This is a genomic window from Micromonospora sp. NPDC126480, assembly GCF_040302465.1.
GTDB lineage: Bacteria > Actinomycetota > Actinomycetes > Mycobacteriales > Micromonosporaceae > Micromonospora.
This window is the reverse complement of record NZ_JBEORU010000012.1, coordinates 109995-128250: the sequence shown is the minus strand read 5'-3', so window position 1 is coordinate 128250 and position 18256 is coordinate 109995. Positions and strand designations below refer to the sequence as shown.

At 72.4% G+C, this 18256-nt stretch carries 17 protein-coding genes; 10 read left to right on the top strand and 7 right to left on the bottom strand.

Translation table 11 applies throughout. The features are described 5' to 3' along the window. Positions 1-93 precede the first annotated feature (93 nt). From ABTW87_RS14105 to guaB, 3 genes are read right to left on the bottom strand one after another with little or no spacing between them, the layout of a single operon-like run. Positions 94-1458, bottom strand: coding sequence for a M1 family metallopeptidase (locus tag ABTW87_RS14105; protein WP_350651249.1), 1365 nt, complete (start codon positions 1456-1458; stop codon positions 94-96). Between the two features lie 57 nt (positions 1459-1515). Continuing rightward, entirely contained in the window at positions 1516-2634 is a 1119-nt protein-coding gene (locus ABTW87_RS14100) for a GuaB3 family IMP dehydrogenase-related protein (protein WP_350651204.1), read from the bottom strand. Positions 2635-2665: 31 nt separating this feature from the next. Beyond that, complete coding sequence (guaB, locus tag ABTW87_RS14095; RefSeq protein WP_350651203.1) at positions 2666-4228, bottom strand: IMP dehydrogenase; 1563 nt, start codon at positions 4226-4228, stop codon at positions 2666-2668. Between the two features lie 184 nt (positions 4229-4412). Here guaB and ABTW87_RS14090 point away from each other — a divergent pair, with 184 nt between their 5' ends. Next, positions 4413-4820: a DUF5319 domain-containing protein gene (locus ABTW87_RS14090; RefSeq protein ID WP_350651202.1), complete on the top strand. Its 408-nt coding sequence runs from the start codon at positions 4413-4415 to the stop codon at positions 4818-4820. Between the two features lie 30 nt (positions 4821-4850). Here the strand turns inward: ABTW87_RS14090 and ABTW87_RS14085 are convergent, their stop codons facing one another. Next, positions 4851-5669 (bottom strand): helix-turn-helix transcriptional regulator, encoded by an 819-nt coding sequence (locus tag ABTW87_RS14085; RefSeq protein WP_350651201.1) that lies wholly within the window; start codon positions 5667-5669, stop codon positions 4851-4853. Between the two features lie 242 nt (positions 5670-5911). On the opposite strand from ABTW87_RS14085, the gene ABTW87_RS14080 reads away from it, so the two are divergent. Continuing rightward, on the top strand, positions 5912-6295 hold the full coding sequence (locus ABTW87_RS14080; RefSeq protein ID WP_350651200.1) for a WhiB family transcriptional regulator: 384 nt from the start codon (positions 5912-5914) through the stop codon (positions 6293-6295). A gap of 234 nt (positions 6296-6529) precedes the next feature. On the opposite strand, the gene ABTW87_RS14075 is transcribed toward ABTW87_RS14080, so the two are convergent. The 3 genes from ABTW87_RS14075 to groES form a co-directional block, all read right to left on the bottom strand. Beyond that, the gene (locus tag ABTW87_RS14075) at positions 6530-8098 is read right to left on the bottom strand and encodes a sulfite oxidase (protein ID WP_350651199.1); all 1569 of its coding nucleotides are present in this window, start codon (positions 8096-8098) and stop codon (positions 6530-6532) included. Positions 8099-8223: 125 nt separating this feature from the next. Continuing rightward, positions 8224-9873: a chaperonin GroEL gene (gene groL, locus ABTW87_RS14070; RefSeq protein WP_350651198.1), complete on the bottom strand. Its 1650-nt coding sequence runs from the start codon at positions 9871-9873 to the stop codon at positions 8224-8226. 70 nt (positions 9874-9943) lie between these two features. Further along, positions 9944-10252, bottom strand: coding sequence for a co-chaperone GroES (gene groES, locus ABTW87_RS14065; RefSeq protein WP_502891578.1), 309 nt, complete (start codon positions 10250-10252; stop codon positions 9944-9946). A 335-nt stretch (positions 10253-10587) separates the two neighbouring features. Between groES and ABTW87_RS14060 the strand changes: the two genes are divergently transcribed. From ABTW87_RS14060 to ABTW87_RS14025, 8 genes are all read left to right on the top strand, one after another. Further along, positions 10588-11388 (top strand): helix-turn-helix domain-containing protein, encoded by an 801-nt coding sequence (locus tag ABTW87_RS14060; protein ID WP_350651196.1) that lies wholly within the window; start codon positions 10588-10590, stop codon positions 11386-11388. Then, on the top strand, positions 11379-11570 hold the full coding sequence (locus ABTW87_RS14055) for a DUF397 domain-containing protein (protein ID WP_350651195.1): 192 nt from the start codon (positions 11379-11381) through the stop codon (positions 11568-11570). The genes ABTW87_RS14060 and ABTW87_RS14055 overlap by 10 nt, the downstream gene beginning before the upstream one ends. A 166-nt stretch (positions 11571-11736) precedes the next feature. Continuing rightward, positions 11737-12969 (top strand): THUMP-like domain-containing protein, encoded by a 1233-nt coding sequence (locus tag ABTW87_RS14050; RefSeq protein ID WP_350651194.1) that lies wholly within the window; start codon positions 11737-11739, stop codon positions 12967-12969. A gap of 77 nt (positions 12970-13046) precedes the next feature. Next, on the top strand, positions 13047-13556 hold the full coding sequence (ybaK, locus tag ABTW87_RS14045) for a Cys-tRNA(Pro) deacylase (RefSeq protein ID WP_350651193.1): 510 nt from the start codon (positions 13047-13049) through the stop codon (positions 13554-13556). 147 nt (positions 13557-13703) lie between these two features. After that, positions 13704-14804, top strand: coding sequence for a sugar ABC transporter substrate-binding protein (locus ABTW87_RS14040; protein WP_350651192.1), 1101 nt, complete (start codon positions 13704-13706; stop codon positions 14802-14804). Positions 14805-14912: 108 nt separating this feature from the next. After that, the gene (locus ABTW87_RS14035; RefSeq protein WP_350651191.1) at positions 14913-15737 is read left to right on the top strand and encodes an ATP-binding cassette domain-containing protein; all 825 of its coding nucleotides are present in this window, start codon (positions 14913-14915) and stop codon (positions 15735-15737) included. After that, entirely contained in the window at positions 15734-16993 is a 1260-nt protein-coding gene (locus ABTW87_RS14030) for a sugar ABC transporter permease (protein WP_350651190.1), read from the top strand. Before ABTW87_RS14035 ends, ABTW87_RS14030 begins: the two co-directional genes overlap by 4 nt. A 28-nt stretch (positions 16994-17021) precedes the next feature. Further along, positions 17022-18203, top strand: a complete 1182-nt coding sequence (locus tag ABTW87_RS14025) for an ROK family protein (RefSeq protein ID WP_350651189.1) — start codon at positions 17022-17024, stop codon at positions 18201-18203. Positions 18204-18256 lie beyond the last annotated feature (53 nt).

Here is an 18256-nt window from a genome sequence, read left to right as displayed (position 1 = left end):
CTAGTCCTCTCCCCCGCGCTGGACCGGCGGGCCGACACCCGGTGTCGGGACCGGTCGCAGGCCGGAGCCTACCGATCGACGATCACGACCCCGTCACGGGCGCGCGGGAGCGGTGGCTCCGGTGAGCCAGGCGTCGAAGAAGGCCCTCAGCGGCTTCCCGGAAACCCGCTCGGCGAGCGCCACGAAATCGTCGGTGGTGGCGTTCCCGCCCCGCCGCTCGGCCGTCCAGGTGCGCAGGATGGTGAAGAAGGCGTCGTCGCCGACGGTACGCCGCAACGCGTGCACGGCCAGCGCCCCGCGCTGGTAGACGGCGTCGCCGAACATGCGGTCGCGCCCCGGGTCCAGCGTCGGCCGCGACCAGTCCGTCGCCGCGTACCGGAGGTCGAAGGTGCGCTGCGCCGTCCGACCGCCCTCGTGCTCCTCCCACAGCCACTCCGCGTACGTCGCGAACCCCTCGTTCAGCCAGATGTCCCGCCAGCGGTGCACCGCCACGGTGTTGCCGAACCACTGGTGCGCCAGCTCGTGGGCCACCACGGCGAGGTTGGGCCGCCCGCCTCGGAAGAAGCCGGGACCGTACACCGGGCGCGACTGCGTCTCCAGCGCGTACCCCACCCGCCGGTCGGTGACCACGACCCCGCCGTAGGAGTCGAACGGGTACGGCCCGAAGCGGCTGGCCAGGAAGTCGGCGATCTCGCCGGTGCGGGCCAGTGAGGCGGCCTCCGGGCCGGTCGGCGCCAGCCGCTGCGGGACCGCGGTGACCATCGGCTTCCCGCCGTGGCTGCCGGTCTCCACACGGTAGCGTCCGATCACGAGCATGCTCAGGTAGCTGGCCATCGGGGCGCGCTCGGTCCAGCGCCACGTGGTCCGGCCGCCGGCGCTGGTCCGCTCGCCCGGCACTCCGTTGCTGAGCGCGGCGAGCCCGTCCGGGACGGTGACCTCGATGTCGTACGTGGCCTTGTCGCTGGGGTGGTCGTTGACCGGGAACCAGGTGGCGGCCGAGTACGGCTGCCCGAGCGCGATCGCGCCGTCCTCGGTGTGCAGGAAACCGCCGCTGCCCAGCTGGCCGTCCGGGCGGGCGGACGGGATGCCCGCGTACTCCACCGTGACGTTGAACCGGCGGCCCCGGTCGAGCCCTCGCTCCGGGGTCACCACCAGCTCGTCGCCGTCGTGGCGGTGCCGGGCCCGGTCGCCGTCGACGGTCACCGCGCCCACGTCGAGGCCGCTCAGGTCCAGGTTGAAGCGGGACAGCGGCTGGGTGGCGGTGGCGGAGACCACCGCCCGGCCGGAGAGCCGGTCGCCGGCCGGGTCGTAGTCGACGGCGAGCCGGTAGTTGTCCACGTCGTACCCGCCGTTGCCGGCGCCCGGCACGTACGGGTCACCCGCGTCGGCCGCACCCGGACGGAAGCCGCCGGTGTCCCCGGTGCAGCCGGCGACGACAAGCACGGCGAGAGCCGCCACGCAGGCCGGCCCGCGCCGCCACCCAACCCACCGCACCCGCCGAGCCTAGTCCGCAGGTCAGCGGTCCAGGACCAAACCGACCTTCTGGAACTCCTTCAGGTCGCGGTAGCCGCACTTGGCCATCGCGCGGCGCAGCCCGCCGAACAGGTTGAGCTGGCCGTCGGGCTCGTCGGCCGGGCCGAAGAGGAGCTGCTCCATCGAGCCGAGCGGCTCGCCGGCCACCTCGAAGGCGCCGCGGGGCAGGGAGGGGTGGCTGGCGGCCGAGTGCCACCAGGCGCCCCCGGCCGGCGCCTCCGCGCACAGCGACAGCGGCTCGCCCAGCATGACCGCGTCCGCGCCGCAGCCGAGCGCCTTGGCGATGTCGCCCGACGTCTGCATGTCGCCGTCGGCGATGAGGTGCACGTACCGGCCGCCGGTCTCGTCCAGGTAGTCACGGCGGGCGGCGGCCGCGTCGGCGATCGCGGTGGCCATCGGCACCCGGATGCCGAGCACCGACTCGGTCGTCGACCAGTCGTCGCCGCCGATGCCGACGATCACCCCGGCGGCGCCGGTGCGCATCAGGTGCAGGGCGGTCTTGTAGTCGGTGCAGCCGCCGACGATGACCGGCAGGTCGAGGTCCGCGATGAACTCCTTGAGGTTCAGCGGCTCGTCGGTGGTGGAGACGTGCTCGGCGGAGACGATCGTGCCCTGGATGACCAGGATGTCGACGCCGGCGTCGAGGATGACCGGGGCGAGCGCCAGGGTGTGCTGCGGGGAGACCCGCACAGCCACCGTGCCGCCGCCGGCACGCAGCTCGCGGACCCGCTCGGCGATCAGGTCCGGGCGGATCGGCTCGGCGTACACCTCCTGGAGCCGCTTGGTGTGGCGCGCGTCCTCGTCGAGGCCGGCCAGCTCCTCCAGCACCTTTGCCGGGTTCTCGTAGCGGGTCCACAGACCCTCCACGTTGAGCACGCCGAGGCCGCCGAGCTGGCTGAGCCGCACCGCCGAGGACGGGCTCATCGTCGCGTCGGAGGGGTGGCCGACGCAGGGGATGTCGAATTGGTACGCGTCGAGCTGCCAGGCCGTGGAGACGTCGTCGACGTCCCGGGTACGGCGACTCGGCACGATCGCGATGTCGTCCAGGTGGTAACCGCGCTGCGCGGTCTTGCCCAGCCCGATCTCGACCACGTCACGCATGGGGGACTCCAGGTGGTTTGGGGGTGGTGGGTCAGCGGGTGTGGTAGTTGGGCGCCTCGACGGTCATCTGGATGTCGTGCGGGTGGCTCTCCTTGAGCCCGGCCGCGGTGATCCGGATGAGCTGGCCGCGCTGGTGCAGCTCGGCGATGCTCTCCGCACCGGCGTACCCCATGGCGAGCCGCAGCCCGCCGACCAGCTGGTGGGCGACCCGGGCCAACGGGCCGCGGTACGGCACCTGACCCTCGACGCCCTCGGGGACCAGCTTCTCGTCGCTTGTCACGTCCTGCTGGAAGTAGCGGTCCTTCGAGTACGACTTGGCCTGGCCACGGGACTGCATGGCGCCCAGCGAGCCCATCCCCCGGTAGGCCTTGAACTGCTTGCCGTTGACGAAGATCAGCTCGCCCGGGCTCTCCTCGCAGCCGGCCAGCAGGCTGCCCAGCATCACCGTGTCGGCGCCGGCGACGAGGGCCTTGGCGATGTCGCCCGAGTACTGGATGCCGCCGTCCCCGATGACCGGGACGCCGGCCGGCCGCGCCGCCCGGGCGGCCTCCATGATCGCGGTGATCTGCGGTACGCCGACCCCGGCCACGATGCGCGTGGTGCAGATCGCGCCCGGGCCGACGCCGACCTTGACGCCGTCCGCCCCGGCGTCGACGAGCGCCTTCGCCCCGGCGTACGTGGCGATGTTGCCGCCGACGATGTCGACGGAGGTGTCCTTCTTCAGCCGGGCGACCATCTCCAGCACGGCCCGCTGGTGCCCGTGCGCGGTGTCCACGATCAGCACGTCCACGCCGGCGTCCACCAGGGTGCGCGCCCGCTTGTACGAGTCCTCCCCGACGCCGATCGCGGCGGCGACGCGGAGCCGGCCCGCCGGGTCCTTGGTGGCGTCCGGGTACTGCTCGCTCTTGGTGAAGTCCTTGACGGTGATGAGCCCGCGCAGCTTGCCGGAGCCGTCGACGATCGGCAGCTTCTCCACCTTGTGCTGGCGCAGCAGGCCCAGCGCCTCCTCCTTGCTGACCCCGACGGGCGCGGTGACCAGCGGGGTCCGCGTCATGATCTCGCGGACCGGGGTGGCCGGGTCGGACACGAAGCGCATGTCGCGGTTGGTGACGATGCCGACCAGTTCACCGGCGCCGTCCACCACCGGCACGCCCGAGATGCGGTACCGCCCGCAGAGCGCGTCGACATCCCGCAGGGTGTCGTCCGGGCTCGCCGTGACCGGGTTGGTGATCATGCCGGACTCGGAGCGCTTCACCAGGTCGACCTGGAGCGCCTGGTCCTCCACCGAGAGGTTGCGGTGCAGCACGCCGATGCCGCCCTGGCGGGCCATCGCGATCGCCATCCGCGCCTCGGTCACCGTGTCCATCGCGCTGGACAGCAGGGGGATGCTCAGCTCGATCGAGCGGGTCAGCTTCGTGCGGGTGTTCACCCGGCTCGGCACCACGTCCGACTCGCCCGGCTGGAGCAGCACGTCGTCGAAGGTGAGCCCGAGCGGCACCACCCGGGCGGAGCCGGCGGGCAGCTCCGGCAGGTGACCGCCCAGCTCGCCGTTGTCGGCGCCGGTCGGCTGAGCGGTGCTGGGCGAAATTTCCACGATTGCTCCCCTGAGCTGCTCGGACGGGCTTCAGCGAGGTGGCGCGGGCGGGCACCGGCGCACGCCGGGTGACGGCGTGTCGCCCCATCGTACCCAGTGGCCCGCCTCGCCCCCGCTGGTGGCGGGGCAGGTCACGCACGCCCGGGGGCGGGCGTCGGCGAGGCGTTGGGTCTACGGTGAGGGGGTGCACGACGAGCCCATCGACCCCTTCAACGGTGACCCGGCCGATCCGGCAGCGGGCCTGCACGATTCCGGCGACGCGTCGCTCGACCCACTGACTGACGTCGAGCGGCAGGACGTGCTGGAGGACCTCGCCGACCTGGAGATCTACCAGGCGCTGCTGGCGCCGATCGGGGTCCGCGGGTTGGTGATCGAGTGCGAGGACTGCCGGGAGCCCCACTACTTCGACTGGGACCTGCTCCGGGGCAACCTGCGCCACCTGCTCAGCTCGGGCCGCCCCCGGGTCCACGAGCCGGCGTACGACCCGGACCCGGACCACTACGTCACGTGGGACTACGCGCGGGGTTACGCCGACGGGGTGCACGACACGCTGAGTGAGGGCTCGGACGAGGAGCCGAGCGCCGAGCGCTGACCCGGGCCGCCGGCACCGTACCGGTGAGGGTCAGGCGACCAACCCGGCGCGGAAGCCGGCGGCGACGGCGTGGGCCCGGTCCCGGGCGCCGAGCTTGCGGAACAGCCGCCGGGCGTGGGTCTTGACCGTGTCCTCGGACACGAACAGCTCCCGCCCGATCTCGGCGTTGCTCTTGCCCTCGGCCATGCCCAGCAGCACCTGCAGTTCGCGCTCGGTCAGCCCGACGGGCGGCCGGCCGTCCCGCCCGGGCGTCGCCGCGCGCTGGCCCGTGACCGCGGCCTCCGGCTCCCCGGTCGGCTCGGCGGGGTCGTCGCCGCGCTGCACCGGCACCATCGCCGGATGTCCCGAACCGTCGGCGGCGCCGGCCGGCCAGGCCGGTGCCGGGTCGGCGGGAGCCCGGCCAGCCGGTGTGGAGCGGACCGGACCGCCCACGGAGGCGGCGTCCCGCGCCGGGTCGGTCACCCGGTGCCGGTTGGCCCGCCCGGGGGCGGAGAGCAGCAGCAGGGCCTTCGCCACCGCGCTGGTCAGGTCGTGGTCGGTGCCCTGGATGAGACCCCGGGCGCCGGCGCTGATCGTCGCGGCGGCGGCCTCGGACTCCTCGGCGCCGAGCAGCACCACCGCGGCCTGTGGCGCCCGGGCGAGCACCCGGCGGACGAACCCGGCGCTGTCCGGCCGGGTGAGCGCCGTGTCGGCGAGCACCACGTCGGCGGGACGCTCCGCCAGCCGCAACATCACCTCGGGATCGGAGACGGCGGTGCGCACCGCCCCGGACAGTCCAAGCCGCGCTGCCGCGGAGGTCAGGTGCTGGGCCGCCAAGGGCGTCCGAACGCACACGAGAACCGTACGCACTGTGGTCTCCTCTCCGCCAACGAGCAGACCATGACGGGGTCCCGTCGGGAGGAGGTTCCGCCCAATCCTTCGAACTTTTCCGACAGTTGGGGCATATGCCGCGAGTTGTCCGACGTTTTCGATCACAGACGTGTGAGTCGCGCCGAGCCCGGGTACCGGTGACCTCGAGCCGGACACGGCGCGCCAGCGCGGACGCCGGTAACACAGGAACTCCGCGGTGCCGCGCGGAAGGAGGGGTGCTGATGTCGAACGTACGCAGACTTCCCGGACCTATCGTCGACCTCTGGGACTGGCAGCGCCTGGGCGCCTGCCGAGGTCGGGACAGCGCCCAGTTCTTCCACCCGGACGGCGAGCGGGGTTCGTCCCGGCTGCGCCGGGAGTCGGGCGCCAAGGCGGTCTGCCGCACCTGCCCGGTCCGCGCCGAGTGCGCGGCGCACGCGCTCTCCGTCCGCGAGCCGTACGGCGTGTGGGGCGGCTTCAGCGAGTCGGAGCGGCTGCGGCTGCTGGCCATGGGCTGGGAGGACCTGGCCGACCGCCGGAAGAGCCGGGTGGACGTGGCGCGCCTGGAGGCCCGCCTGGGCCGTCCGCACAAGTCCGCCGTGCCCGAGCAACGCAAGATCGCCTGACCAGGCCGTACGACTTCATCGTGACGCCGCGCCCCCTGTTGCGGGGCGCGGCGTCACGCGTCGGGGGACCCCGCCCGCTACCCGCGTCTCGGTACCCGCAGGGACCTCCGCGATCCCCTTTGCTCTGCTTCAACGGACGCACCGGAACAGCGTCGGAATCGTTGCGTGGGTTGAAGCAGAGCAAAGGGGAGCCGGCACAGGTGGCGGCGTGGTGAGGTGGGGCGGGCCGTTCGGTCAGCGGACGGTCACGCGTACCGTGTGCCAGCCGGTCGCGCCGTCCGGGGCCACCGCCGTCCGCCGGGCCGGCTGGGTCGCACCGGTCGAGTCGGTGGCCCGGACCTGGAGCGTGTGCTCCCCCGGCGTCGCGTCCCACCGCCACGACCACTGCACCCAGGTGTCCACCGAGACGGCCGGCGCGAGGACCACCTCCCGCCAGGGGCCCTCGTCCACGCGGACCTCCACCCGGCGGATGCCGCGGTGCTGCGCCCAGGCCACCCCGGCGACGACCACCTGGCCGGCGCTCAGCCGGTTGCGGGGGCGCGGCGTGTCGATCCGCGACTGCGTCTTCACCGGGCCCTGCGCCGACCAGCCGCGCGGCACCCAGTACGCGTCGAAGTCCGCGAAGCTCGTCAGCTCCAGCTCGGTCACCCACTTGCAGGCCGACACGTAGCCGTACAGCCCCGGCACCACCACCCGGGCCGGGAAGCCGTGCTCGACCGGCAGCGGCTCACCGTTCATACCCACCGCCAGCAGCGCGTCCCGCCCGTCCCGCAGCACCGTGGTGGGGGTGCCGCAGGTCCAGCCGTCGACCGACCGCCCGACCACCTGGTCCGCGCCCTCCTCCGGATCCGCCTCGTCCAGCAGGTCCTTGAGCGGCACGCCGAGCCAGCGCGCGTTGCCGATCAGGTCACCGCCGACCTCGTTGGAGACGCAGGCCAGGGTGACGTACCGCTCCACCAGTGGCCGGGCCAGCAGGTCGTCGAAAGTGAGCGTGACCGGGTTGCGGACCCGGCCGTGAATGCGCAGCCGCCAGGTGGCGGGGTCCACCTGCGGCACCACCAGGGCGGTGTCGATCCGGTAGAAGCCGGAGTTCGGCGTGACGTAGGGGGCGAGCTGCGGCACGTTCAGGTCGGCGCCCGGCGGGACGGCGGGCGCCGGAGAGGCCGGGGGCGGCAGTGCGATCGCGTCGCGGGCCGCCGAGACGCCGCGCCGGCCGGCCAGCCACCGGCCGCCGAGGCCGGCCACGCCGGCCGCCCCGAGCAGCAGCCCGCTCGCGGCGAGGAACCGCCGCCGCGACTCCGGGTCCGGGCCGGTCGCCTCCTCGTCGTGCTCCGGCTCCGGCGTGGGTGACCGCCAGGGCCAGGGGTCCAGCTCCAGCGGGCCGGCGATGAACGCCCACAGCACAAGCGCGCCGAGGCCACCGCCGACCAGCGCCGGCAGGGCGTCGCCGGCGTCCGCGCCGGCCCGGGTCAGCGCCGCGGCGATCCCCAGGGCCGTGAAGGCCGCGACGCCGGCCAGACCGTACGTCATCCGGCGCCGGGACAGGACACCGAGCAGCGCGGCGAACGCGGCCAGCAGCAGCGCCGTGCCCACCAGCAGAGCGATCTTGTCGTACGTGCCGAAGAGCGCGATGCCGAGCTGCTTGAGCGGCTCGGGCACGGTGTCGACCACCAGCCCTCCGACGGCCACCAGCGGCGCGGATCGCGGACCGCTCAGCACCGCCACCAGTTCGGCCGAGCCGATCGCCACGGCGGCGGCGGTCACCCCGGCCAGGGCAGCGTGGCGGCGCGTCGTGGTGGTCACGCGGACCAGTCTTTCCGATCGGGGCGGGAGCCGGTAGGCACGTCAGAGTTCCGTAAGCACCCGGGAATGCGTCGGGGCGCACCGCCGCGTACGACGGTGCGCCCCGGACGGGCCTGCGGCGTGGGTCAGAAGCCCGGGCCGTGCTGGTGGCTGTGGCCGTGGCCGTGCGAGTGACCGTGGCCGCCCGCGGCCGGCTCCGGCTCCGCCGGCTTCTCCACCACGAGGCTCTCCGTGGTGAGCAGCAGGCCGGCGATGGACGCGGCGTTGGCGACCGCGTTGCGGGTCACCTTCACCGGGTCGAGGATGCCGGACTTGGCCAGGTCCACGTACTCGCCGGTGGCCGCGTCGAGGCCGTGGCCCCAGTCCTTGCCGACGACCTTCTGCACCACCACGTAGCCGTCGTGGCCGGCGTTCTGCGCGATCCAGCGCAGCGGCTCGACAAGTGCCTTGCGCACGATCGAGACGCCCACCTTCTCGTCACCGGTGAAGCCGAGGTCGTCGTCGAGCACCGGCAGGATCTGGGCCAGGGCGGCACCGCCGCCGGGGACCGTACCCTCCTCGACCGCTGCCTTGGTCGCGGCGATCGCGTCCTCGATGCGGTGCTTGCGCTCCTTCATCTCGACCTCGGTCGCGGCGCCCACCTTGATGACGGCAACGCCGCCGGAGAGCTTGGCCAGCCGCTCGGAGAGCTTCTCCCGGTCCCACTCGGAGTCCGAGGCCTCGATCTCCTTGCGGATCTGGGCGACCCGGTCGGTGACGTCGGAAGCCTGGCCGCCGCCTTCGACGATCGTGGTGTTCTCCTTGTCGACCACCACGCGCCGGGCGGTGCCGAGCACCTCCAGGCCGACCTGGTCGAGCTTGTAGCCCAGCTCGGGCGCGACCAGCTCCGCGCCGGTGAGGATCGCCATGTCCTGCAGCATCGCCTTGCGGCGGTCCCCGAAGCCCGGGGCCTTCACCGCGCAGACCTTGATGGTCTTGCGGAGCGAGTTGACCACCAGGGTGGACAGGGCCTGACCCTCGACGTCCTCGGCGATGATGAGCAGCGGCTTGCTGTTCTGCAGGACCTTCTCCAGCAGCGGCAGCAGCTCCTCGATCGCCGAGATCTTCTGCGTGGTGATCAGGATGTACGGGTCCTCCAGGACCGCCTCCTGCGCCTCCACGTCGGTGACGAAGTTCGGCGAGATGAAGCCCTTGTCGAACTGGAGACCCTCGGTCACGTCCAGCTCGGTGGCGAGGGTGGAGCCCTCCTCGACGGTGATGACGCCGTCGCGGCCGACCTTCTCCATCGCCTCGGCGATCAGCTCGCCGATCGTCGCGTCCTGCGCGGAGACGGTCGCCACGTGCGCGATCGCCGCCTTGTCGGACACCTCGACGGCCTTGCCGAGCAGCGCCTCGGAGACCTTCGCGGCCGCCGAGTCGATGCCCCGCTTGAGGCCGGTCGGGTTGGCGCCGGCCGCGACGTTGCGCAGGCCCTCGCGGACCATCGCCTGGGCCAGCACGGTCGCGGTGGTGGTCCCGTCGCCGGCGACGTCGTTGGTCTTGGTCGCCACCTCCTTGACCAGCTGCGCGCCGAGGTTCTCGTACGGGTTGGTGAGCTCGATCTCCTTGGCGATGGTCACGCCGTCGTTGGTGATCGTGGGCGCACCAAACTTCTTGTCCAGGACGACGTTGCGCCCGCGGGGGCCGAGGGTGACCTTGACCGCGTCCGCGAGGGCGTTGACACCGTGCTCCAGCAGGTGCCGCGCGTCGTCCGAGAAGCTCAGGATCTTCGCCATGAATGTCCCTTCGAAGCGACGTCGCCCCGGCCCGGCGAGCCGGACCGGGGCAACGACACTGCTCGGTTGCTTACTTCTCGATGACCGCGAGGACGTCGCGGGCGGAGAGCACCAGGTACTCCTCGCCGGCGTACTTGACCTCGGTGCCGCCGTACTTCGAGTAGAGGACGGTGTCGCCGACGGCTACGTCGAGCGGCACGCGGTTGCCCTTGTCGTCGATCCGGCCCGGGCCGACAGCGAGGACGGTGCCCTCCTGCGGCTTCTCCTTGGCGGTGTCGGGGATCACGATGCCCGACGCCGTGGTGGTCTCAGCCTCGTTCGCCTGGACCACGATCCGGTCCTCGAGCGGCTTGATCGCAACCTTGGTCGCGGTAGTCACGGGCATACCCTCCTGGGGTACTGGTTTCGTTACCGGCCGGGCGTGCCGACCAGCGTCAATCTGCCACATGCCACCGGGCGGGGCCGTCGTCGCGGGTGCCGGTCCGCCTGGCGTCAACCCCCGGACGCCAACGCCCGGAGATTGGCACCCTCAGGGTGAGAGTGCTAATCGCAGGTTATTCCTCGGCTAGCACTCCGTCAAGGAGAGTGCCAACGGGACACCCCGGCGCGTCGCCACTCTTCCGCCAGGGATTACCGCAACACGCCGGCACTCACTTCCCCGCCGACCGGCCGGCCCTTACTGTCCGGCGCCAACACATCACGGAGGGCGGACGGATGGCCGAGGTACCAACCCTTGAGTTCCTGCGCGACCAGCTGCGCCGGGCCCGCAAGACGCGCGGGCTCAGCCAGGAGGAGCTGGGCAGGTTGCTCAACTATTCAGCGTCGTCGGTGAGCGCGATGGAGATCGGCCCGCACCAGCTCAGCGCCGACTACCTGGCCCGGTTCGACAAGGTGCTGGAGACCGGTGGCCTCTTCGTCGGGCTGCTCGAGTTGATCCGGCAGCAGGCCGAGCCGGACTGGTTCCGGCCGTGGGGCGAGATCGAGCGGGAGGCCGTCGCGCTGCGCTGGTACGACCCGGCCGTCGTGCCGGGACTGCTCCAGACCGAGGCGTACGCGCGGGCGATGCTCCAGGCCGGTCCGCCGCTGGCCGAGGCGCAGATCGAGAAGCGGGTGCTGGCCCGGATGGCCCGGCAGGAGATTCTCGCCCGCGAGGAGCCGCCGCAACTGGTCGCGGTGCTCGACGAGCAGGTGCTGCGCCGGCAGGTCGGCGACCGGGCCACCATGCACGGGCAGGTGGAGCACCTGCGTGGCCTTGCCGACCATTCGCACGTGCAGGTGCGGATCGTGCCGGCCGAGACCCCGTGGTACGGCGGGCTCGCCGGCCCGTTCGTGCTGGCCCGGCTCGCCGAGGGCACCGAGGTGGCCCACCTGGACAACCAGCTCCGGGGGCACACCGTGGACGGCCCGAACGACCTTGCCAGCCTCGGGCGGCGTTGGGAGACTGTGGCCGGTGAGGCGCTGCCGCGCCGGCAGTCCGCCCGCCTGATCGAGGAAGTGGCGAAGTCATGGATTTGACCCGCGCCGCCTGGCGCAAGTCCTCCCGCAGCAACCAGAATGGCGGCGCCTGCGTCGAGGTGGCCGACAACCTGCCCGGCGTGGTCGCCGTCCGGGACAGCAAGGACCCCGCCGGGCCGGTTCTCGCCTTCACCCCGGCGAGCTGGCGGGCGTTCGTCGCCGCCTGCCCGACACCACGCTGACGCCGCGCACCCGAACGCCCGGTGTGGCGTTGCCACTCAGTTTCATTGATGTCGGGGTGTCCGGGCGGGCGGGACACCCCGAGTTCATGAATCTCGAGTCGATCAGGCAAGGGTCGCCGGGCTCCCCCGGCCCGTCCGGTCCGGCACCGGCCGGAAGAATGGCCGGGTGGACCTGGAGAAGCTGGCGGAGCTGCGTACCCCCGAGGGGTCGGCGGCGCTCGCCGCGGCGGCCGAGGTGGCCGGCGGCGATCCGCTGGCCGCGGCGGCGGCGCTCCGCTCCGCCGGGGTGCCGGCCGGGCTGGCCGCGGCGGCGCTGACGCAGGCCGAACTGCGGCGGCGGGCGGTCGGCAAGTTCGGTCCGGTGGCGGCCGGGATGTTCTTCACCCGGGCCGGCCTCGAGCAGGCCACCCGGGGAGTGGTGGCGCGGCGCCGGGCCGACCGGCTCCGCACCGCCGGCGTCACGACCCTGGCCGATCTCGGCTGCGGCCTCGGCGCCGACGCGCTCGCCGCCGCTCGGGCGGGCAGCCGGGTGTACGGGGTGGAGGCCGACCCGTTGACCGCCGCGATGGCCGCCGCGAACGCCGAGGCCAACGGGCTGGCCGACCGGTTCACGGTGGAGTGCGGTGACGCGACCGCGTTCGACGTGAGCCGGGTCGACGGCGTCTTCTGCGACCCCGCGCGCCGGGCGTCCGGCCGGCGGATCTTCGACCCGAACGCCTACTCGCCCCCGTGGGACTTCGTGGTCGGGCTGGCGGAACGCGTGCCGCGCACGGTGGTGAAGGTCGCGCCCGGCCTGGACCACGGGCTGATCCCGGCGGGCGCCGAGGCGGAGTGGGTGAGTGTCGACGGCGACCTGGTCGAGGCCGCCCTGTGGTGCGGCGAGCTGGCGCAGGTCCCCCGCCGCGCCACCGTGCTGAAGGAAGGGCCCCTTGTTAACGCCTCCGGTAGAGAAGGGTTCCCTTCTCACACCGTGACCGCACACGAGCTGACCGGCTCCGGCGGGCTTGAGGCGCCGGTCGGGCCGGTACGGCGGTACGTGTACGACCCGGACCCGGCCGTGGTGCGCGCGCACTTCGTCGCCGAGCTGGCCGGCGAACTCGAAGCGAACCTGGCCGACCCGACGATCGCCTACCTGTACGCCGACACGCGGTCGCCGACCCCCTTCGCGCGCTGCCTGGAGATCACCGACGTGCTGCCGTTCTCCCTGAAGCGGCTGCGCGCGCTGCTGCGCGAACGCCGCGTCGGCCGGGTCGAGATCCTCAAACGCGGCTCCGCCCTCGAGCCGGAGAAGCTCCGCCGCGACCTGAAGCTGACCGGCGACGAGCCGGCCAGCGTCGTGCTGACCCGGGTGGCCGGATCCCCGACGGTCCTGATCGCCCGCCCGGTCACACCCGCCTGATCCCGTCGACCGGGTGCGGCGCGGGCGGCCGACTGAACCGGCTGGCCCGGGCGGGATGGGGCGGCTAGCGTGGCGGCGTGGCGGGACAGGGGACTCCGGCGACCGCGTTGCTGGCCAAGCGGAAGGTCGCGCACCGCACCCATCCGTACGACGTCTCCCCCGATGCCCCGAACTACGGTGCCCTGGTGGCGGAGGCGCTCGGCGTGCCCCCGGAGCGCGTGTTCAAGTCGCTGGTGACCGAGGTCGACGGCACGCTCACCGTGGCGGTCGTTCCGGTGACCGGTGAGCTGGACCTGAAGGCCCTCGCCGCGGCGGTGGGCGGCAAGCGGGCCGCGCTGGCCGACCGGGCGTCCGCGGAGCGCGCCACCGGCTACGTGCGGGGCGGGATCAGCCCGCTCGGCCAGCGACGCCGCCTGCCCACCGTGCTCGACGAGACGGCGCTGCGGCACGACACCGTGTACGTCTCGGCCGGCCGCCGGGGCCTGCAGGTCGAACTGTCTCCGCGTGACCTCGTCATCCTCACCGACGCCGCGACCGCACGGATCGCCGCGGTCCGACCCGCGCCGCGCTCGGTTGCTGGCGGGTGACGGCGGGACTTCGGTGGCGTTGCCGAATTGTTACTGCCCACAACAAACTCGCGACCTCGGTGGTCTTGTGCCGGCGGTGAAGCGCGGAATACGTTGCCGGGCACAACAAAACAACACCATCCCCCACCTTCCGAAAGGACCCTGCACATGCGCAAGGGCTTCCTCGCCGCCGCCGCCGCGGGCCTGCTGGCCACCGGCAGCATGGCGGCCTGTGGTGACAACTCCGGCGGCGGCGACCAGGCCGGCGGCAGCGACAAGAAGCCGAAGATCGGCGTGATCCTGCCGGACAGCAAGTCCTCCGCCCGCTGGGAGGGCGCGGACCGCAAGTTCCTGGAGGAGGCCTTCAAGGCCGCCGACGTCGACTACGACATCCAGAACGCCCAGGGCGACAAGTCCCAGTTCCAGACCATCGCCGACCAGATGATCACGCAGGGCGTCACCGCCCTGATGATCGTCAACCTCGACTCCGGCACCGGCAAGGCCGTCCTCGACAAGGCCAAGTCGCAGGGTGTCGCCACCATCGACTACGACCGCCTCACCCTCGGCGGCTCGGCCGAGTACTACGTCAGCTTCGACAACGAGGCCGTCGGCAAGCTCCAGGGCGAGGGCCTGAGCAAGTGCCTCACCGACAAGGGTGTGAAGAACCCGGTCGTGGCGTACCTGAACGGCTCCCCCACCGACAACAACGCCACCCTGTTCAAGAACGGGTACGACTCGATCCTCAAGCCGAAGTTCGACGCGGGCGAGTACACGAAGGGCCCGGACCAGGCCGTGCCGGACTGGGACAACGCCCAGGCCGCCACGATCTTCGAGCAGATGCTGACCCAGACCGGCGGCAAGATCGACGGCGTGCTCGCGGCGAACGACGGCCTCGGCAACGCGGCGATCTCGGTGCTGAAGAAGAACAAGCTCAACGGCAAGGTCCCGGTGACCGGCCAGGACGCGACCCCGCAGGGCCTGCAGAACATCCTCGCCGGTGACCAGTGCATGACCGTCTACAAGGCGATCAAGGAGGAGGCCAAGGCGGCCGCCGACCTGGCCATCGCACTCGCCAAGGGCGAGCGCAAGGAGACCGGCCAGACCGTCAAGGACCCGGAGGGTGGCCGCGACGTGGACGCCGTCCTGCTCACCCCGAAGGCGATCTACAAGGAGAACGTCAAGGACGTCATCGCCGACGGCTTCGTGACCAAGGAAGAGGTCTGCACCGACGCGTACGCCAAGCTCTGCGCGGACGCCGGCATCAGCTGAAACCCGCCGAGGTGAACGCCGCCCGGCACGGGCCGACCCCGTGCCGGGCGGCGTGCCGCCGCCACCGACGGCTGGCGGGACCTCCCGTTCCTGCGTAAGGAGACCTCCGTGTCCGCGACCCCTCTGCTGGAGCTACGCGGGATCGACAAGAGCTTCGGTCCCGTCCAGGTCCTGCGCGACGTCGCCTTCGCCGCCTACCCGGGCGAGGTGACCGCGCTTGTCGGCGACAACGGCGCCGGCAAGTCCACCCTGGTCAAGTGCATCAGCGGCATCTACCCGACCGACGCCGGGGAGTTCCTCTTCGACGGCCGCCCGGTGACCATCCACAGCCCGCGCGACGCCGCCGCGCTCGGCATCGAGGTCGTCTACCAGGATCTCGCGCTCTGCGACAACCTGGACATCGTCCAGAACATGTTCCTCGGCCGGGAGAAGCGCAGCGGGATCGTGCTCGACGAGCCGACCATGGAGCAGATGGCGGCGGAGACGCTCGCCGGGCTCTCCGTCCGCACGGTGAAGTCCCTGCGCCAGCACGTCTCCAGCCTCTCCGGCGGCCAGCGCCAGACGGTGGCGATCGCCAAGGCCGTGCTCTGGAACAGCAAGGTGGTCATCCTCGACGAGCCCACCGCCGCGCTCGGCGTCGCCCAGACCGCCCAGGTGCTCGAACTGGTCCGCCGGCTGGCCGACAACGGTCTGGCCGTCGTCCTCATCTCGCACAACATGAACGACGTCTTCGCCGTCTCCGACCGGGTCGCCGCGCTCTACCTCGGCCAGATGGTCGCCCAGGTGAAGACCACCGACATCACCCACGCCCAGGTGGTCGAGCTGATCACCGCCGGTCGGTCCGGCGGGCTCGGACTCGCCGCCGAACCGGCCAACGGCGGCAACGGTAACGGCGCGGAGCCGGCCGACAGCACAACAGGAGGGGTCCGATGACCACCACCGCCGTCCAACAGGAAGGTCCCGCCGCAGTCGCCCCGACGCCGACGGCCGCCAGCCACCTCCGCGACTACTGGCGCCGCGTCCGAGGGGGCGACATCGGCTCCCTGCCCGCAGTGGCCATGCTGGTCGTGCTCTGCATCGGCTTTGCGGTCGTCCGCCCGTCGTTCTTCTCGGCCGCCAACTTCGCCAACCTGTTCACCCAGGGGGCGGCGGTCACGCTGATCGCCATGGGCCTGGTCTTCGTCCTGCTGCTCGGCGAGATCGATCTGTCCGCCGGTTTCGCCAGCGGCGTCTGCGCCGCGGTGCTCGCCAACGTGGTGACCGTGCTCGGCCACCCCTGGTACGTCGCGGTCCTCGCCGCCGTCGCGACCGGCATGTTGATCGGCACGACGCTCGGTTTCCTGGTCGCCAAGGTCGGCATCCCGTCGTTCGTGGTCACTCTCGCAGCCTTCCTCGCGTTCCAGGGCGTGGTGCTGCTGCTGATGGAAGAGGGAACCAACATCTCGGTGCGCGACTCGGTGCTGGTCGCGATCGCCAACCGCAACCTGCCCCCGGCGCTCGGCTGGGCGCTGGCCGCGCTCGCCGTCGGCGGGTTCACCGCCGTTCAACTGGTGCGTCACCGCAAACGAGCGGCACGGGGCCTGGTCAACGATCCGCTCGCCGTGGTGCTGGCCCGGATCGGCGTCTTGGCGCTGGTTCTCGGCGCCGCCGTCTACGTGCTCAATCTGGAGCGCAGCTTCAACGTCCTGATCAACTCGCTCAAGGGCGTGCCGATCGTGGTGCCGATCATCGGCATTCTCCTGGTGGTCTGGACCTTCGTGCTGCAACGCACCAGCTACGGCCGGCACATCTACGCGGTCGGCGGCAACCGGGAGGCGGCCCGCCGGGCGGGCATCAACGTCGACCGGATCCGCATCTCGGTCTTCGTGATCTGCTCCTCGATGGCCGCGATCGGCGGCATCGTGGCCGCCAGCCGGGCCAACTCGGTCGACCCCAACACCGGTGGCAGTAACGTACTGCTCTACGCCGTCGGGGCCGCGGTCATCGGCGGCACGAGCCTCTTCGGCGGCAAGGGCCGGGTGCTCGACGCGGTGATCGGTGGTGCGGTGGTGGCGGTGATCGACAACGGCATGGGGCTGATGGGCTTCAGCGCAGGTGAGAAGTACGTGGCCACCGGTCTCATCCTGCTGTTCGCAGCCACCATTGACGCGTTGCTGTCCCGGCGCCGTGCCGCCAGCGGAAGCCGTTGACGCTCCGCCCGGGGAGCAGCACACCGCCATGCGCGTAGGACCGAGCCAGGACGAGATCCGCCGGCAGAACCTCGGGGCGCTGCTGCGGTACGTCCACGTACGCGGCGCCACGTCCCGCGCGGAGCTGACCAACGCGCTCGGGTTGAACCGCAGCACCATCGGCGCACTCACCACCGACCTCGCCGCGGCCGGCCTGGTGAGCGAGGGGGCGCCGAAGGAAACCGGCCGGGCCGGACGACCCTCGCTGGTCGTCCGGCCCGAGTCGGCCCGGATCTACGCGTACGCGTACAGCATCGAGGTGGACCGGCTGCGGGCCGCACGGATCGGGCTCGGCGGTGAGGTGCTCGACCGCCGGGAACTGGAGCGGCCCCGCGGGATTACGGCCGCGGAGGCCGCACCGCTGCTGGCCGGCGTCGCCAAGCGGATGCACGAGGCGGTACCGGACGACGCGATCTGCGTCGGCGCGGGCGTCGCCGTCTGCGGCATGGTGCGCCGCGACGACGGGCTGGTCCGGCTCGGCCCGACGATGGGCTGGGTGGACGAGCCGATCGGCGCGGCGCTCCGCGCCGAGCTGGGCACCAACGCGCGGATCGCGGTCGGCAACGTCGCCGACGTGGCGGCCTTCGCCGAGCACGCCCGGGGCGCCGCGGCCGGCTGCGACAACGTGATCTACCTGTACGGGGACGTCGGCGTGGGTGCCGGCATCATCGCCGGTGGGCGACGGCTGACCGGGCACGGCGGGTACAGCGGCGAGGTCGGGCACATGGTGGTGGTCCCCGACGGCACCCGCTGCGAGTGCGGCTCCCGGGGCTGCTGGGAGACCGAGATCGGCGAGTACGGCCTGCTGCGGGCCGCCGGCCGGTCCGACGCCCGCGGCCGGGAGGCGCTGCTGGCCGTCTTCGACGCCGCGGACCGGGGCGACGCCCGGGCGCAGACGGCGGTACGCAAGGCCGGCGACTGGCTCGGCTTCGGCGTGGCCAACCTGGTCAACATCTTCAACCCGGAGATGGTCATCTTCGGCGGCACGATGCGTGACCTGTACCTGGCGGCGGCGGCCCAGGTCCGCAGCCGGCTCAACTCCATCGCGCTGCCGGCCTGCGTGGAGCACGTCCGGCTGCGCACGCCGAAGCTCGGCGAGGACGCCGCCCTGATCGGCGCCGCCGAGCTGGCCTTCGAACGCCTCCTCGCCGATCCGCTGGACGTCGGCTGATTCGCGATTCCCGGTGAACTGATCCGGCGCTCAATCCGTACCTGAGAGCGGAC

Bases quoted from the DNA above. Each gene is read 5' to 3' on its own strand.
- ABTW87_RS14100 (WP_350651204.1), bottom strand. From the start codon at position 2,634: ATGCGTGACGTGGTCGAGATCGGGCTGGGCAAGACCGCGCAGCGCGGT.
- ABTW87_RS14080 (WP_350651200.1), top strand. From the start codon at position 5,912: ATGTCGAACGTACGCAGACTTCCCGGACCTATCGTCGACCTCTGGGAC.
- groL (WP_350651198.1), bottom strand. From the start codon at position 9,873: ATGGCGAAGATCCTGAGCTTCTCGGACGACGCGCGGCACCTGCTGGAG.
- ABTW87_RS14060 (WP_350651196.1), top strand. From the start codon at position 10,588: ATGGCCGAGGTACCAACCCTTGAGTTCCTGCGCGACCAGCTGCGCCGG.
- ABTW87_RS14055 (WP_350651195.1), top strand. From the start codon at position 11,379: ATGGATTTGACCCGCGCCGCCTGGCGCAAGTCCTCCCGCAGCAACCAG.
- ABTW87_RS14040 (WP_350651192.1), top strand. From the start codon at position 13,704: ATGCGCAAGGGCTTCCTCGCCGCCGCCGCCGCGGGCCTGCTGGCCACC.
- ABTW87_RS14030 (WP_350651190.1), top strand. From the start codon at position 15,734: ATGACCACCACCGCCGTCCAACAGGAAGGTCCCGCCGCAGTCGCCCCG.
- ABTW87_RS14025 (WP_350651189.1), top strand. From the start codon at position 17,022: ATGCGCGTAGGACCGAGCCAGGACGAGATCCGCCGGCAGAACCTCGGG.